Origin of the sequence: Streptomyces sp. CBMA156, assembly GCF_014596515.1 — a bacterium.
Taxonomy (GTDB): domain Bacteria; phylum Actinomycetota; class Actinomycetes; order Streptomycetales; family Streptomycetaceae; genus Kitasatospora.
Map to the genome: position 1 here is coordinate 25,488 of NZ_MSJQ01000289.1, position 16,659 is coordinate 42,146.

Here is a 16,659-nt window from a genome sequence, read left to right on the forward strand (position 1 = left end):
AGGGTCTGGAAGCGTCCAGCTCCCCGGAGGAGGTGAGGACCGTGGCAGCCCACGATGACGACTACACCCGCAGCACCGGCAGGCCCGCTCGTGGTTCCGACGAGGCCGCTCAGGTCTCGTACCTTGAGCAGGAAATCGCAGTGCTGCGCCGCAAGCTCGCCGACTCGCCGCGCAATTCGAGGATCCTCGAAGAGCGGATCGTCGAGCTCCAGACCAACCTGGCGGGCGTGACCGCCCAGAACGACCGGCTCGCCTCCACCCTGCGTGAGGCCCGCGACCAGATCGTGGCCCTCAAGGAGGAAGTGGACCGGCTGGCACAGCCCCCGGCCGGTTTCGGCACCTTCCTCGACGCGAACGAGGACGGCACCGCCGACATCTTCACCGGCGGGCGCAAGCTCCGCGTGAACGTCAGCCCCGACGTCGCCCTCGACGAGGTGCGGCGCGGCCAGGAAGTGATGCTCAACGAGGCCCTCAACATCGTGGACGCGATGGCCTTCGAGAACATCGGTGAGATCGTCACCCTCAAGGAGCTCCTGGAGGACGGCGAACGCGCCCTCGTCCTGGGGCACACCGACGAGGAGCGCGTGGTGCGGCTCGCCGAGCCGCTGCGCGGGCTGACCATCAGGCCCGGGGACGCCCTGCTGCTGGAGCCCCGCTCCGGCTACGTGTTCGAGGTCGTGCCGAAGTCCGAGGTCGAGGAACTGGTCCTCGAAGAGGTCCCGGACATCGACTACCGCCAGATCGGCGGCCTGAGCAACCAGATCGAGCTGATCCGCGACGCGGTCGAGCTGCCGTACCTGCACGCCGACCTCTTCAAGGAGTACGAGCTGCGCCCGCCCAAGGGCGTGCTGCTCTACGGCCCGCCCGGCTGCGGCAAGACGCTGATCGCCAAGGCGGTCGCCAACTCGCTGGCCAAGAAGGTCGCCGAGGTCACCGGCCGCCCCCAGGGCAAGAGCTACTTCCTCAACATCAAGGGCCCCGAGCTGCTCAACAAGTACGTGGGCGAGACCGAGCGGCAGATCCGCCTGGTCTTCCAGCGGGCCCGGGAGAAGGCGAGCGAGGGCACGCCCGTCATCGTCTTCTTCGACGAGATGGAGTCGCTGTTCCGCACCCGCGGTTCCGGCGTCAGCTCGGACGTGGAGAACACCATCGTCCCGCAGCTGCTCGCCGAGATCGACGGCGTGGAGGGCCTGGAGAACGTCATCGTCATCGGCGCCTCGAACCGCGAGGACATGATCGACCCGGCGATCCTGCGGCCCGGCCGGCTGGACGTCAAGATCAAGATCGAGCGCCCGGACGCCGAGGCCGCGAAGGACATCTTCTCCAAGTACCTCAAGGACTCGCTGCCGTTCCACCCGGACGACCTCAAGGAGCACGACGGCTCCGTCGACACCACGGTGGCCGCGATGATCCAGTCGGTGGTGGAGCGGATGTACTCCGAGACCGAGGAGAACCGCTTCCTGGAGGTCACCTACGCCAACGGTGACAAGGAGGTCCTGTACTTCAAGGACTTCAACTCCGGCGCGATGATCCAGAACATCGTCGACCGTGCGAAGAAGATGGCCATCAAGGACTTCCTCGACCACGGTCAGCGCGGTCTGCGCGTCTCCCACCTGCTCGCCGCCTGCGTGGACGAGTTCAAGGAGAACGAGGACCTCCCGAACACCACCAACCCGGACGACTGGGCCCGCATCTCCGGCAAGAAGGGCGAGCGGATCGTCTTCATCCGCACGCTGGTCACCGGCAAGCAGGGCGCCGAGTCCGGCCGCTCGATCGACACTGTCGCCAACACGGGGCAGTACCTGTAAGCACGCGGTCGACCGGGCCGGCAGCGGCCCCGGAGCCGTACGCACACCGTCCGGCTGTGGCGCCTCGCGGCCCCGCAGCCGGACGGCGCGTCTCCGGGCCCGCCGGTCGGCGCCCGGTCCTAGGCTCGACCCACCGTCCGCGGGCAGAGGAGTCCGGCGTCGGTGTTGTTCGGCGGTACGTCAGAGTGCTCCGCCCGTCGGGGGCGGCGCACCGGGCAAGGAGGGCCGCATGACCGTACGGCGCGTGATGGGCATCGAGACCGAGTACGGGATCTCCGTGCCCGGGCACCCCAACGCCAACGCCATGCTCACCTCGTCCCAGATCGTCAACGCGTACGCGGCGGCGATGCACCGGGCGCGGCGGGCCCGCTGGGACTTCGAGGAGGAGAACCCGCTGCGCGACGCACGGGGGTTCGACCTGGCCCGCGAGGTCGCGGACGCCAGCCAGCTGACCGACGAGGACATCGGCCTCGCCAACGTCATCCTCACCAACGGGGCCCGGTTCTACGTGGACCACGCGCACCCCGAGTACAGCTCGCCCGAGGTGACCAACCCGCGCGACGCCGTGCTCTGGGACAAGGCCGGCGAGCGGATCATGGCGGCGGCCGCGCAGCGCGCGCTGGAACTGCCCAACGGGCAGAACATCCACCTGTACAAGAACAACACCGACAACAAGGGCGCCTCCTACGGCACCCACGAGAACTACCTGATGAAGCGGGCGACACCGTTCGCCGACATCGTCCGCCATCTGACCCCGTTCTTCGTCTCCCGCCAGGTGGTCACCGGCGCCGGCCGGGTCGGCATCGGCCAGGACGGCTCGGTGCACGGCTTCCAGATCAGCCAGCGGGCGGACTACTTCGAGGTCGAGGTCGGCCTGGAGACCACCCTCAAGCGCCCGATCATCAACACCAGGGACGAGCCGCACGCCGACGCCGAGAAGTACCGCCGGCTGCACGTGATCATCGGGGACGCCAACCTCTCCGAGATCTCCACCTACCTCAAGCTGGGCACCACCTCCCTGGTCCTGGCGATGATCGAGGACTCCTTCATCGCCGCGGACCTGGCCGTCGACCAGCCGGTGCGCACCCTGCACCGGGTCTCCCACGACCCGACGCTCAAGCACCTGATCACCCTGCGCAACGGGCGCAGGCTCACCGCCGTCCAGCTCCAGCTGGAGTACTTCGAACTGGCCCGCAAGTACGTCGAGGACCGCTTCGGCACCGACGCGGACGAGCAGACGGTGGACGTGCTGGCGCGCTGGGAGGACGTCCTGGGCCGGCTGGAGCGCGACCCGATGTCCCTGTCCAAAGAGCTGGACTGGGTCGCCAAGCGGGAGATCCTGGAGGGCTACCGCAGCCGGGACGCCCTGGAGTGGGCCAATCCGCGGCTGCACCTGGTCGACCTCCAGTACAGCGACGTACGGCCCGAGAAGGGCCTCTACAACCGCCTGGTGGCCCGCGGGCGGTTCGAGCGGCTGCTCACCGAGGACGAGGTCGAGCGGGCCGTCTCCAAGCCCCCTGAGGACACCAGGGCGTACTTCCGCGGGCGCTGCCTGGAGCAGTACGCGGAACACGTCGCGGCGGCCTCCTGGGACTCGGTGATCTTCGACCTGCCCGGCCGGGACTCGTTGCAGCGGGTGCCCACGCTGGAACCGCTGCGCGGCACCCGCAACCACGTCAAGGAGCTGCTGGACCGCTGCCGCACGGCGGAGGACCTGCTCCGGGTGCTGTCCGGCGGGTAACTTTTCGATCACCATGGGTGAACGTCCGCCGAATGGGAATCATCCGGGGTGGCAGCGGGCGTTGGACAGTAAGCGCCACCGGCAAACCGGGAGCGGCAGTCGCACCCTGTGTATAGGGTCGGTGCAGCAGCAGCGACCGAACCGTGCCAGACGAATCGAGCGGGGTGAGGGAAATGGCGAGCAAGGACACCGGCGGCGGCCAGCAGCGGGCAAACCGTTCCTCCGAGGAGGTCGAGGAGCAGGCCGCGGAAAGCCAGAATTCCGACGACCTCAAGGAGCGCCAGGAAAAGCTGAGCGACGACGTCGACGCGGTACTGGACGAAATCGACGAGGTCCTCGAATCCAATGCCGAGGATTTCGTCCGTGGATTCGTCCAGAAGGGCGGGCAATAGCCCGGCCCGGCCATTCGGGAAATCACGGTCGCGACCGTCGGAGGCGGCCGGACGGGGAACACCGTCCGGCCGTCCGGCACCGGCCCCTCCACCCGTGGACGGTGATCGTCGGGCGGGTAGGGTGCGGGCAGCGCGCGCTTCAAGCTACCTGGAAGGAATCGTGTGGAAGCCAACACTCGTGGCACCGGGCGTCTACCGGCTGCCTTCCTGACCCCGGGGTCCTCCTCGTTCCTCGACTTCCTCGCCGAGCACCGGCCGGAGCTGGTCCCCGGCGGCCGGCGGGGACTCCCCGAGGGCGCCGTGGTCGAGGCCCCGCACGGGACCACGATCGTGGCCGCGGTCTTCGACGGCGGCGTGGTGATCGCGGGTGACCGCCGGGCGACGATGGGCAACGTGATCGCCCAGCGCGACATGGAGAAGGTCTTCCCGGCCGACGAGTACAGCGCGGTCGGCATCGCCGGCACCGCCGGCCTCGCGATCGAGATGGTCCGGCTGTTCCAGCTGGAGCTGGAGCACTACGAGAAGATCGAGGGCACCACGCTCTCGCTGGAGGGCAAGGCCAACCGGCTCACCACCATGATCCGGGGCAACCTGGGCATGGCGATGCAGGGCCTCGCGGTGGTGCCGCTCTTCGCCGGCTACGACGTGGAGCTCGGCCGTGGCCGGATCTTCAACTACGACGTCACCGGCGGGCGTTCCGAGGAGCGAGGCTTCACCGCGACCGGCTCGGGCTCGGTCTTCGCCCGCGGTTCGATGAAGAAGCTCTACCGCGAGGAGCTGACGGCCGACCAGGCCGCCACCATGGTCGTCCAGGCGCTCTACGACGCGGCGGACGACGACTCCGCCACCGGTGGCCCCGACCTCGCCCGCAAGATCTTCCCGATCGTCTCGCTGATCACCGAGGACGGCTTCCGCCGGCTCACCGAGGCGGAGGTCACGGAGATCGTCGTCGCCATCACCGACGAGCGCCTGACCCGGCCCAACGGCCCGCAGGCCCCGCTGATCTAGCCATCACCTCACAGGAAAGGGACGACCGCCGGTGTCGACACCGTTCTACGTCTCGCCCCAGCAGGCCATGGCGGACCGCGCGGAGTACGCCCGCAAGGGCATCGCCCGCGGCCGCAGCGTGGTCGTGCTCACCTACGCCGACGGCATCGTCTTCGTCGCGGAGAACACCTCCAGGGCGCTCCACAAGGTCTCCGAGATCTACGACAAGATCGCCTTCGCGGCGGTCGGTCGCTACAACGAGTTCGAGAACCTGCGCATCGGCGGCGTCCGCTACGCCGACCTGCGCGGCTACTCCTACGACCGGGCCGACGTCACGGCCCGGGGCCTCGCCAACGTGTACGCCCAGACCCTGGGCACCATCTTCTCCTCGGTCGGCGAGAAGCCGTACGAGGTCGAGCTGATCGTGGCCGAGGTCGGCCGCACCAGCGACCAGGACCAGATCTACCGGCTCACGCCGGACGGCTCGGTCGTCGACGAGAAGAACTACGTGGTGGTCGGCGGCAACGCCGACTCGATCGGCAACTACCTGGGCCAGAGCCACCGCGCCGGCCTGAGCCTCACCGAGGCGGTGAAGGTCGCGGTGGACTCGCTCGCCCGCGACCCCAACGGCGGCAGCCCGCGCAGCCTCACCCCGGAACAGCTGGAGGTAGCGGTCCTCGACCGCCAGCGGTTCCAGCAGCGCAAGTTCAAGCGGATCCTGGGCAACCAGCTGGGCCGGCTGCTCGACGGTGACCAGTCCGCCGAGGCGGACGACGAGGAGAACCCGGCGGACGGCACGCCGGTGTAGCAAGTGCCTGCGGAGTCCCGTGCGGCGGCCCTGCCGCCGCCGTGCGGGACTCCGGTGCCCCTGCGGCGGCCCAGTCGTCGTGGAGGCGGTTTCGGACAGCTCCGACAGAGAATGGAGTGCTCATGGACCGCCGGATTTTCGGGCTGGAGAACGAGTACGGCGTGACCTGTACGTTCCGAGGGCAGCGACGGCTGTCACCGGACGAGGTGGCGCGGTACCTGTTCCGCCGGGTCGTCTCCTGGGGCCGCAGCAGCAACGTCTTCCTGCGCAACGGCGCCCGCCTGTACCTCGACGTCGGCTCCCACCCCGAGTACGCAACCCCCGAGTGCGACGACGTCGTCGAGCTGGTGACGCACGACAAGGCGGGCGAGCGCATCCTCGAAGGACTCCTGGTGGACGCCGAGCGGCGGCTGCACGAGGAGGGCATCGCGGGGGACGTCTACCTCTTCAAGAACAACACCGACTCGGCCGGGAACTCCTACGGCTGCCACGAGAACTACTGCGTGGCCCGGCACGGCGAGTTCTCCCGGCTGGCCGACGTGCTGATCCCGTTCCTGGTCACCCGGCAGCTGATCTGCGGGGCGGGCAAGGTGCTCCAGACCCCGCGCGGCGCGGTGTTCTGCGTCAGCCAGCGGGCCGAGCACATCTGGGAGGGCGTCAGCTCGGCCACCACCCGCTCGCGCCCGATCATCAACACCAGGGACGAGCCGCACGCGGACGCCGAGCGCTACCGCCGGCTGCACGTGATCGTCGGCGACTCCAACATGTCGGAGACCACCACGCTGCTCAAGGTCGGCTCCACCGACCTGGTGCTGCGGCTGATCGAGGCCGGCGTGGTGATGCGCGACCTCACCCTGGAGAACCCGATCCGGGCGATCCGCGAGGTCAGCCACGACCTCACCGGCACCCACCAGGTGCGGCTGGCCAACGGCCGGGAGGCCAGCGCGCTGGACATCCAGGAGGAGTACTACACCAAGGCCCTGGAGTTCGCGGACCGCAAGGGCATCAACACCGGCACCGTCGCCCGGGTGCTCGACCTCTGGGGCCGCACCCTGGAGGCCGTGCGGTCGGAGCGGCTGGACGGGGTGGCCACCGAGATCGACTGGATCATGAAGTACAAGCTCATCGAGCGCTACCGCGAGAAGCACCAGATGAGCATGTCCAACCCGCGGGTGGCCCAGATCGACCTCGCGTACCACGACATCCACCGCCGCCGCGGCCTGTTCTACCTGCTCCAGGGCAAGAACCAGGCGCAGCGGGTGACCACCGACCTCAAGACCTTCGAGGCCAAGTCGATCCCGCCGCAGACCACCAGGGCGCGGCTGCGCGGGGACTTCATCCGCCGGGCGCAGGAGCAGCGCCGGGACTTCACGGTGGACTGGGTGCACCTGAAGCTGAACGACCAGGCGCAGCGCACGGTGCTGTGCAAGGACCCGTTCCGTTCGGTGGACGAGCGGGTGGAGAAGCTGATCGCGGGGATGTGACCGCGCGGCGGCGCGAGCGAGCCGTGTGAACGCGTGGTGTGACCGAGTCCGTGATCAAGATGCCATGATCAAGACCCTGGAGCCGGCCCCGGTGGTGTCTACCGGGGCCGGACGCGTGCCGGGCATACGCTGTCCGTCGAGTCAGGAGAGACGACTTCGACCGACAGTTAGGACCACCGTGCGCCGCACCGCCGGTTTGCTTCTCACCCTGCCGCTGCTGCTCGCGGTCGCCTGCAGCAGCTCGCCCAAGGCAGCCGGCCCGGCGACACCGTCCTCGGCGAGTGCCGCCCCGACGGTGCCGGCGCCGGTCGCCGAGGCGTCGCCGATGCCCACTCTTTCGGGTGGCGGGTTCGGCAGCAAGGCCACCATCACCATCCCCGAGGGCCAGCAGCCCAGCGGCCAGTTCGTGGTGAACACGGTCAGCGAGGGCGAGCGCGCGACCGTCGGCAAGGGCGACTGGGTGACGGTCAACTACACCGCCAAGAACTGGACCACCGGCAAGGACCTGCCCAGCTCGTACGACGCCAACGGCAAGCCGCAGCTGTACCAGGCCGGCAGCGGGCAGCTGGTGCCGGCGCTGGACCAGAGCGTGATCGGCAAGAAGGTGGGCACCCGGCTGCTGGTGGTGGCCCCGCCGGCGGCGGCCTTCGGCGAGCAGGGCTCCGGCCAGCTGGGCGTCAACAAGGGCGACACCGTGGTGTTCGTGCTGGACATCATGGAGAGCCTGCCGCCGGACTCCACGCTGACCGGGAACATGACCGAGCCGGCCGCGACGATGCCGCAGGTCAAGGACAACGGCAAGGCGGCCGCGACGATCACGATCCCGGCCGGGCAGGCCGCGCCCACCGACCTCCAGCAGGCGGTGCTGATCAAGGGCGAGGGCAAGCAGGTCAAGAGCGGGCAGACCCTGGTGGTGCAGTACACCGGGGTGCTGTGGGCCGACGGCCAGCAGTTCGACGCCTCCTGGACGCACGGAGGCGCGCAGGCGGTGCAGATCGGCACCGGCAGCGTGATCGAGGGCTGGGACAAGGGGCTGGTCGGGCAGAACGTCGGCAGCCGGGTCCTGCTGGTGGTGCCGCCCGCACTCGGTTACCAGGACAAGGCCCAGGGCTCGGTGCCGGCGAACTCGACCCTGGTCTTCGTGATCGACATCCTGGAAGCGGTCTAGGAAGATCCCAGGGGGATTCCGTACGCTTGGGCGGACGCTCGTACAACGAAGCGTCCGCCCTCATCCTGAGCTGTCATACTGCCCACGCACTGTGGCAGGCGCCGCCCGGTGCCGAAGGTCCTGGGCGGGCGGTGCGACCGCAGCCGGCGTGCCCACGCCGGGCGCAGACCTGGAAGACCTCGTGGCGAGATGGATGGGGAGTCATGACTGAGAAGACGCCGAGCCCGGGCGGGGCCGGTACCGCGGCGAACGACAGCTCTGCGGGTGACCCGGCCGCCTCCCGTCCCGGCGGTCAGGTCGGCGGGGACCGCGAGTCGATCGTCGTTCCGCCGGCGATCCTGGCGCAGCAGGCCGGCTGGGCGCAGCCCGGCGAGGCGCCGCGCCCCGCGGGCGGGACCAAGACGGACGACGCCCCGCAGATCTTCGCCTCCAACGTGCGCAAGGCCGACACCTCGGAGGCCGGGTACGACGAGAACCCGCCCGGCGTCGGCAAGCTGGGCGTGGTCCTCGGCACGGTGCTGGCCCTGCTGCTGGTCGGCAGCGGCATCACGCTCTACGTGGTGAACAAGGACGACGGCAAGGACACCGCGGCGGCCAAGCCGGACTCCACCACCGCGCCGCCCACGCCGACCGCCGATCCGGTGCCGCCGATCAAGGACAGCGCCAAGGTGCTGCCGACGGTCACCGGCGACTTCGGCGCGAAGGCCGAGATCCAGGTGCCGGGCGAGCCCTCCGACGGCTCCTTCGTGGTGAAGGTGCTGTCCGAGGGCAACGGCCCCAAGGTGGAGAAGAACTCCTGGGCCTCGGTGGACTACACCGCCAAGGACTGGAACACCGGCAAGGACATCCCGAGCTCGTACGACTCCGGGAACAAGCGGCAGATCTTCCAGGCCGGCACCGACGCGCTGATCCCGGCGCTGGACCAGGCCGTGGTCGGGAAGAAGGCCGGCAGCCGGCTGCTGGTGGTGGCCCCGCCGGCCGCCGCCTTCGGTTCCCAGGGCAAGCCCGACATGTCGATCGGGGCCAAGGACGACCTGATCTTCGTGATCGACGTCCGCAACAGCACCGCGCCCGACGCCGTGGTGAGCGGTACCGTCACCCCGCCGCCGGCGGACTTCCCGCAGGTCAAGGACAACGGCAAGAAGCCGGCCGAGATCACCCCGGTCGCCGGGGCGAAGGACCCGACCGAGCTGAAGTCGCACGTCCTGATCAAGGGCACCGGCCCGAAGGTGGAGAAGGGCGAGAAGGTCGTCGTCCAGTACACCGGCGCGCTGTTCTCCAGCGGCAAGGTGTTCGACTCCTCGCTCAGCAAGGGCCAGGCGTTCACCTTCCCGGTCGGCGGCAGCCAGGTCATCGCGGGCTGGGACCAGGGCCTGGAGGGCCAGACGGTCGGCAGCCGGGTCGAGCTGGTGATCCCGGCCGCGCTGGGCTACGGCGACAAGGGCCAGGGCGACATCCCGCCGGGCGCTGCGCTCGTCTTCGTGGTGGACATCCTGGACGCCGGTCAGGGCTGATCCACTTTCGGGTGACAATGGTGGACGTGTGACCTTCGGGTCCGGCCGCGTGGCCGGACCCGGACGGGCGGCGGGTGCCCGTACGGTGGTCTGCCCGGACGGTCGTCCGGGCGGACCGGGTGCGGGCGCCCGCCGCTTGGTCGTGAATGCAAGCGAACGTGAGAAGAGGGACCGTGAACCTGAACGAGAAGCCCGAGATCGACTTCCCGATCGGTGACGCTCCGAAGGAGCTGCAGATCCGCGACATCGTCGTCGGTGACGGCGCGGAGGCCAAGCCGGGCCAGAACGTCAAGGTCCGCTACGTGGGCGTGACCTTCGAGACCGGTGAGGAGTTCGACGCGAGCTGGAACCGGAGCCCCAACGAGTTCAAGTTCCCGCTCGGCGGCGGCCGTGTCATCAAGGGCTGGGACCAGGGCGTCGTCGGCATGAAGGTGGGCGGCCGTCGCGAGCTGACCATCCCGTCGAACCTGGCGTACGGCGCCCAGTCGCCGACCTCGGCGATCCCGCCGCACTCGACCCTGATCTTCGTGGTCGACCTGCTGGGCGTCTGAGCCTGCCGGGGCCGTGGGCCGGACCCCTCCGGGGGCCCGGCCCACGGGCCTGTCCGGGCCGGAACGGCCCGGCGCGGGCAGGAGGTGCGGGAGGCCGCTTTTGCCGTGCGTACCGCTACCGGTACGGTCGGTCCCGCCGGGTGGTGATCGCCCGGTTGGCGCACCCCGCGCGCGGCGCGGCACACCGGAAGGGTCAGCGATGGCGATCGCCAAGGCAGAGCGGCTGATGAATCTCGCCCTGTGCCTGATGAACACCAGACGTCCGCTCTCCAAGAAGGAGCTGCGGGAATCCGTCGAGGCGTACCGCGAGGCCTGGCAGAACGGCAGCGAGGACGCCTTCAACCGGATGTTCGAGCGGGACAAGGACGATCTGCGCGAGCTCGGTCTGGTGATCGACGTCGACGAGAGCACCCTGGACGGCGAACTCGGCTACCTGGCCCGCGCCGACCGCAACCGGCTGCCCGAGATCGCCCTGGACGCCGAGGAGGCGGCCGCGCTGACCCTGGCCGCCAGGGTCTGGCAGCAGGCCAAGATGTCCGGCGCGGCCAGCGGCGCCCTGCAGAAGCTGCGCGCGGCCGGGGTGCCGTTCACCGAGGCCGAGGGCCGGACCGCCCTGGAGCCGCGCATTCCCGCCCGGGAGGCCGCGTTCGAGCCGCTGCTCACCGCCGCCCGGGACCGCCGTCCGGTCACCTTCGAGTACCGCAAGGCCGGTGCCGCCGCCGCCGAGCAGCGCGGCGTGGAGCCGTGGGCGCTGGAGTGCTGGCGCGGGCACTGGTACCTGGCCGGGTACGACCGCGACCGGGGCGACGCCAGGGTGTTCCGGCTCAGCCGGATCACCGGCCGGGTGAAGACGAAGCCCGGGGCCTTCGTCGGCACCGTTCCCGAGCACGTGGACGTCCGGGCCACCGTGGCGAAGTTCGCCGGCGAGGGGGCCACCGCCAGCGCGACCGTCCGGGTCCGCCGCGGCGCCGGCTTCCCGCTGCGCACCAAGGCGCTGAGCAGCTCCCGGGTGGACGAGGTCTGGGACGAGCTGGAGATCCCGTACGGGAACGGGCTGGGCGCCGACCTGGCGGAGTTCGGGCCCGACGTGCTGGTGCTCGGGCCGGAGGAGCTGCGGGCGGATGTGATCGACCGGCTGCGGGCGGTCGCGGGTATCGAGGGAGAACGCGCGTGAGCAACGCCATCGACCAGACGCGACGGATGCTGTCGCTGGTCACCTACCTGCGCGAGCGGCCCGGGGCCGAGGTCGCCGAGGTGGCCAGGGCGTTCGGGATCAGCGAGCGCGAGCTGATCGGGGACCTCAACGTGCTGCCGATGTGCGGCACCAGCTTCCGCGGCGGCGACCTGCTCGACATCGACACCGACGGCGAGCGGATCTGGTGGCACAACGTCGACGACGTGGCCCAGCCGCTGCGGCTGGCCGCCGACGAGGCGACCGCGCTGCTGGTGGCCGCCCGCGCGGTGGCCGGGCTGCCCGGCCTGCGGGCCGGGGACCGGGAGGCGCTCACCCGGGCCGTCGCCAAGATCGAGAACGCGGCGGGGGAGAGCGCCGAGGGCAGCGCCAGGGTCGGGGTGACCTTCGAGGCGGAAAGCCACGTCTTCGCCGACATCGACCGGGCGCTCAGCGAGGGCCGCCGGCTCTGGCTGCGCTACTACTCGCACGGGCGCGGCGGGATGACCGAGCGCGAGGTCGACCCGATCCGGCTGCTCACCGAGGGCCACACCTACCTCGAGGCGTGGTGCCGCACCTCCGAGGACCACCGGATGTTCCGCCTCGACCGGGTCGCCGAGATCCGCGTCCTGGACGTCCCGGCCGACCCGCCCCGGCGCGAGCCGCGCGACCTGAGCGGCGGGCTGGTCAACCCGGCGGCGGACGACCCCGAGGTGGTGGTCGAGGTCTCCTCCGGCGGGCGCTGGGTGGCCGAGTACTACACCCACGACCGGGCCGAGGAGCTGCCGGACGGCGGCCTGCGGATCACCATGCGCAGCGCCGACCCCTCCCAGCTGCGCCCGCTGGCGCTGCGGCTGGGCCGGGACGGCCGGATCGTCTCGCCGCCCGAGCCGGCCGAGCAGGCGCGCTCGGCCGCGCGGGAGGCGCTGGCCGCCTACGGGGAGGGGCGGGCCTGAGCGGTGGAACCCGGGACCAGATTCAAGGTGTACTGCTCCGAGTGCCGGGAGAAGGTCGAGCTCCCGGCGGAGGAGTTCCGGCTGACCCTCGGTCGCACCCCGGCCCAGGCGCACTACAGCTTCGGTTGCCCGCGGTGCGGGGCGGCGGTGCGCAAGCCGGCCGGGGAGAAGATCGTCGAGGCGCTCACCGGGGCCGGGGTGCGCACCATGCGGCTCGTGCCGGCGGAGGGCTGACGCCCGTCCCGGTGGGGGCCGGCGCTCGTCCCGGCGGGGGACCGGCCCCCGTATAGGGTGGGGCGCATGTCCTGGATGCTCGTCGCCGCCGTCCTGCTCGCCACCGCGGGCCTGCTGGTCCTCGGGGTCCTCGCGATCCGGCTCTGGCTGGACGTACGGGCGCTCGCCAAGGGCGTGGACCGGGCCGCGCGGGCGCTGGCCGTGGCGGCCGAGGACCTGGCGGACGCGGTGCCCGGCGGAGGCGACCGGGCCGCGGAGCACAGCGCCCCGGCCGCATAGCACGGCCGGAACCGCAGGGGTACGGGGGCTGCTGCGAGCGGGTGGGGGCGGGTTACGCTCTCAAGTGGCTCCTGAACTGCGTACCGGGGGCCGCTGTCCCGTTCGGGCGGCCGTCGTCGTGGCGTCATCCGCAGCGGTTACCATCCGCAGCGGACGGCCCGTCGGGCCGCCATGACTGAAGGTGGTCGCGCATGCGCATCTCGATGACTGCGATCGTGGTGATCGTGGTTCTCGCCATCGTGCTGTTCGGAGCCAAGCGGCTGCCGGACCTGGCGCGCTCGCTGGGCAAGTCGATGCGGATCCTGAAGAGCGAGGCCCAGGCGATGCGTTCGGACGGCGAGTCCGAGCCGCAGGCCGCACCGGCTCCGGCGCCGGTGGCCGGCACCGCGGGCAGGGCCGTCCAGACCGCTCCGGGCGCGTCGGCCACGGCCCGTCCGGTGACCGAGCCCGCCGCCGGGGCCTCCGCACCCGACGGCGACCGCCCGCACTGAGCGCGGGGCACGTGACGCGCCTGACGCGCGTCGCACGTCCGGCGTGCGCGACGCACGCGACCACGGAGGCCCGCCGACCGGCGGGCCCCGACGCACGAGTTGAGGACCGGGGTTGAGCAAGCTCTCCAAGGCGTCGAAGACGTCAAAGGATCCTGAGGGGCGGATGGCCCTCGCCGACCACCTGCGGGAACTGCGCAACCGCGTGGTCAAGTCGGTCCTGGCGATCGTGCTGATCACCATCGTGGCGGCGATCTACCACAAGCAGCTGGAGGACTTCCTCCTGAAGCCGCTGCCGCGGTGTGACACCCCGGAGCTGGCCGAGCACTACCACGGCAAGTGCGCCCAGGTCTCCAACATCGGTCTGACCGCCGGTTTCACCTGGATGCTCAAGGTGGCCCTGACGGCCGGCGTGGTGGCCACCGTGCCGATCTGGCTGTACCAGGTCTGGGCCTTCGTGGCGCCCGGTCTGCACCGGCACGAGAAGAAGTACACGGTCGTCTTCCTGCTCTGCGGGACGCCGCTGTTCCTGGCCGGTGTGGCCGTGGCCATCCTGGTGCTGCCGACCACGGTCGACGTGCTGATCTCGTTCACCCCGAACAACACCACGCCGATCCTGCCGCCCGAGGACTACTTCGACATCGCCACCCGGATGGTGCTGGTCTTCGGCCTCGCCTTCGAGTTCCCGCTGCTGCTGGTGATGCTGAACGTCATCGGCATGGTCACCGGCAAGCGGCTGCTGGGCTGGTGGCGCGGCATGGTCATGGGCATCACGGTGTTCGCGGCCTTCGCCACGCCGAGCGCCGACCCGCTGAGCATGCTCGCGCTGGCCGCGCCGATCTGGGCGCTGTACTTCATCGCGGTGGCGATCGCGATCTTCAACGACAAGCGCAAGGCCCGCCGCAACCCGGACGCAGGGCTGGACGACGAGGAGGCCTCGCAGGTGGACCTCTCGGTGCAGCCGGTGTCGGGCGCGGAGAACGTCCAGGCCTCGGCGGCCCCGGCGGCCGGTGCGGCGGTGCCGGCGTCCCGCCGTGAGGAGATGGACGACATCACCTGAGCCGGCCGGTCCTGAGGGAGCCCCGGTCCGCCGCCGCCGAGCGGTGGGCCGGGGCTCTTCGCTGTCCGGGCCCCGGTACTGCCCTGCCCCGGTACGGCCCGGCCCCGGCTGTCGATCCGGACTTTCCGCTGGTCGGGGGGTTCGCGGGTTTCGGCGGGTGGTCTTGGCAGCTTGCATGGCATGTGACATATTACTGATGTGCTGAAGACCGAGAGACCTCCCCTGGACGTCGTCGTGGTCGGCGCCGGTGTGGTCGGCGCCGCCTGCGCCTACTACGCCGCCCGCGCCGGGCTCGCCGTCGCCGTCGTGGACCGCGGGCCGGTGGCCGGCGGCACCACCGGCGCGGGCGAGGGCAACCTGCTGGTCTCCGACAAGGAGCCGGGCCCGGAACTCGACCTCGCCCTGCTCAGCACCCGGCTCTGGCACGAACTCGCCGAGCGGATCGGCCCGGCGATCGAGTACGAGCCCAAGGGCGGTGTGGTCGTCGCCTCGACCGCCGCCGGGCAGGACGCGCTGCGCGCCTTCGCCGCCGGGCAGCGGAAGGTCGGGGTCGAGGCCGAGGAGGTGCCGGGCGAGCGGCTGCGCGAGCTGGAACCGCACCTCGCCGAGGGCCTGGCCGGAGGCCGCCGACCGGGCCGTCGGGCAGCTCGCCGAGCCGGCCGCCTTCGAACCGCACCGGCAGCGGGCCGGCGAACTGGCCGAGCGCTGCGCCGGCATCGCCACCGCCGCCGAGGCCGAGCCGCTGGGCCTCGAACTCGGCGCCCAGAGCGAGGCGTTGCAGACCGTCTCGGAGCTGGTCGGCACCCTCGACCTGGCCGACGCCACCACCCGCACCGCGATCCTCGACCGGCTCGCCGACGTGCTCGGACTGCTCAACCGGGCCAGGACCGCCCTGACCGTGCGCCGCCGGGAGCTGCGCACCCGCGAGGCCGCCGCCGAGTTCGCCGCCGAGACCGCCCTGCTCGGCCAGGCCACCACCGCCGCGCTCGCCGCCGCCGACACCCCCGAGGCCTGCGACGAGCAGCTCGGCCGGCTGCTGCTGCGGATCGAGCAGCTGGAGACCCGCTTCGCCGACGCCGACCCGGCCCTCGGCGAACAGCTCACCGCCCGGCGCACCGAGATCCACGACGCGCTCACCGCCCGCCGCCAGCACCTGCTGGAGGAGCGGGCCCGGCGCGCCGACCGGCTGGCCGCCTCCGCCGACCGCATCCTCGACACCCTGCACCGGCGGCTGGCCGCGCTGGACACCGCCGCCGAGATCGACGCCGCCCTGGCCGCCGATCCGACCGCCGTCAAACTCCGCGAGCTGGCCGGGCAGTTGACCGGGCTCGGCGACCGGGTCAGGGCCGAGGAGCTGACCGGCCGGCTGCGCGCCGCCCGCTCCCGCGCCCACCGGGCCCTGCGCGACCGCGCCGAACTCGCCGGGGACGGCCCCGGCACCCTGCGGCTGGGCCGGCACCTGTTCGCCGTCACCACCCAGCGGCCCGAACTCGCCCTGGTCCCCTGGCGCGGGCGCCCCGCCTTCACCCTCACCGGCACCGACTACCGCTCCCCCGTCACCGACCCGGCCTTCGCCGCGACCGAGCGCTACTGGGACCGCCCGCTGCCCTCGGAGACCCCCCGGCTGTACCGCGCCGAGTACCTCGCCGCGAGCCTGCTGCCGGCCGCCGAACCGGGGGCGCTGTCCGGTTCGCTCTCCGGCGAAGCCGAGCTGCTGGAGTACGTCCGGCGGGCGGCCGAGCAGCGGCCGGACGAGGGCTACCAGCGCGGCGTGCACGACCACGACGCGGCGCTGCTGCTCCGCGCCCTGCTCGAACTCGGCGCCGGGGCCGGCCTGTTGCGCCACCCGGCGGGCGCCAGGGCGGCCGCGCAGCTGTACTGGGCGCACGGCGCCGACGGGCGCCGGCGGCTGCTCTGGCACACCAGGGCCCGCTCGCTCGGCCTCGCCAGGGACGCCTTCGGCGGCGCCCCCGCGCAGGGCGCGCTGGACGCCCTGGCCGCCGAACTCTCGGCCGCCG

15 protein-coding genes and 2 pseudogenes are annotated in these 16,659 nt (G+C 71.5%); all 17 read left to right on the forward strand.

Translation table 11 applies throughout. The annotated features are described in order from the left end of the window. The first annotated feature begins 41 nt into the window (after positions 1-41). Positions 42-1,808 carry a proteasome ATPase gene (gene arc, locus BU198_RS24830; RefSeq protein WP_188299083.1) on the forward strand — a complete coding sequence of 589 codons (1,767 nt, stop codon included), beginning with the start codon at positions 42-44 and terminating at the stop codon, positions 1,806-1,808. A gap of 229 nt (positions 1,809-2,037) precedes the next feature. Beyond that, positions 2,038-3,549 carry a depupylase/deamidase Dop gene (gene dop, locus BU198_RS24835; RefSeq protein ID WP_188299084.1) on the forward strand — a complete coding sequence of 504 codons (1,512 nt, stop codon included), beginning with the start codon at positions 2,038-2,040 and terminating at the stop codon, positions 3,547-3,549. Positions 3,550-3,722: 173 nt separating this feature from the next. Then, positions 3,723-3,941: a ubiquitin-like protein Pup gene (locus BU198_RS24840; RefSeq protein WP_188299085.1), complete on the forward strand. Its 219-nt coding sequence runs from the start codon at positions 3,723-3,725 to the stop codon at positions 3,939-3,941. 133 nt (positions 3,942-4,074) lie between these two features. After that, positions 4,075-4,152: pseudogene (locus tag BU198_RS44305) on the forward strand (recombination endonuclease VII); the annotation flags it as partial. Then, positions 4,149-4,949: a proteasome subunit beta gene (gene prcB / locus BU198_RS24845; protein WP_223244900.1), complete on the forward strand. Its 801-nt coding sequence runs from the start codon at positions 4,149-4,151 to the stop codon at positions 4,947-4,949. The pseudogene BU198_RS44305 and the gene prcB, both read left to right, overlap by 4 nt. A gap of 31 nt (positions 4,950-4,980) precedes the next feature. Next, on the forward strand, positions 4,981-5,736 hold the full coding sequence (gene prcA, locus BU198_RS24850; protein ID WP_188299087.1) for a proteasome subunit alpha: 756 nt from the start codon (positions 4,981-4,983) through the stop codon (positions 5,734-5,736). Between the two features lie 122 nt (positions 5,737-5,858). After that, positions 5,859-7,220, forward strand: a complete 1,362-nt coding sequence (pafA, locus tag BU198_RS24855) for a Pup--protein ligase (RefSeq protein WP_188299088.1) — start codon at positions 5,859-5,861, stop codon at positions 7,218-7,220. A gap of 178 nt (positions 7,221-7,398) precedes the next feature. Further along, complete coding sequence (locus tag BU198_RS24860) at positions 7,399-8,388, forward strand: FKBP-type peptidyl-prolyl cis-trans isomerase (protein ID WP_188299089.1); 990 nt, start codon at positions 7,399-7,401, stop codon at positions 8,386-8,388. Positions 8,389-8,591: 203 nt separating this feature from the next. Continuing rightward, on the forward strand, positions 8,592-9,902 hold the full coding sequence (locus tag BU198_RS24865) for an FKBP-type peptidyl-prolyl cis-trans isomerase (RefSeq protein WP_188299090.1): 1,311 nt from the start codon (positions 8,592-8,594) through the stop codon (positions 9,900-9,902). Between the two features lie 179 nt (positions 9,903-10,081). After that, positions 10,082-10,453, forward strand: coding sequence for an FKBP-type peptidyl-prolyl cis-trans isomerase (locus BU198_RS24870; RefSeq protein WP_411293230.1), 372 nt, complete (start codon positions 10,082-10,084; stop codon positions 10,451-10,453). Positions 10,454-10,652: 199 nt separating this feature from the next. Next, on the forward strand, positions 10,653-11,627 hold the full coding sequence (locus tag BU198_RS24875; protein WP_188299092.1) for a helix-turn-helix transcriptional regulator: 975 nt from the start codon (positions 10,653-10,655) through the stop codon (positions 11,625-11,627). A 26-nt stretch (positions 11,628-11,653) separates the two neighbouring features. Further along, the gene (locus BU198_RS24880) at positions 11,654-12,580 is read left to right on the forward strand and encodes a helix-turn-helix transcriptional regulator (protein WP_188299097.1); all 927 of its coding nucleotides are present in this window, start codon (positions 11,654-11,656) and stop codon (positions 12,578-12,580) included. A 3-nt stretch (positions 12,581-12,583) separates the two neighbouring features. After that, positions 12,584-12,814, forward strand: coding sequence for a hypothetical protein (locus tag BU198_RS24885; protein WP_030055598.1), 231 nt, complete (start codon positions 12,584-12,586; stop codon positions 12,812-12,814). A gap of 66 nt (positions 12,815-12,880) precedes the next feature. Further along, entirely contained in the window at positions 12,881-13,093 is a 213-nt protein-coding gene (locus BU198_RS43425) for a hypothetical protein (RefSeq protein WP_262987063.1), read from the forward strand. Between the two features lie 191 nt (positions 13,094-13,284). Next, complete coding sequence (gene tatA / locus BU198_RS24895; RefSeq protein ID WP_188299094.1) at positions 13,285-13,584, forward strand: Sec-independent protein translocase subunit TatA; 300 nt, start codon at positions 13,285-13,287, stop codon at positions 13,582-13,584. 112 nt (positions 13,585-13,696) lie between these two features. Next, a complete protein-coding gene (tatC, locus tag BU198_RS24900; RefSeq protein WP_223244893.1) occupies positions 13,697-14,641 on the forward strand; it encodes a twin-arginine translocase subunit TatC in 945 nt (314 codons plus the stop codon). Positions 14,642-14,842: 201 nt separating this feature from the next. Beyond that, positions 14,843-15,269: pseudogene (locus BU198_RS24905) on the forward strand (FAD-dependent oxidoreductase); the annotation flags it as partial. Positions 15,270-16,659: the final 1,390 nt, after the last annotated feature.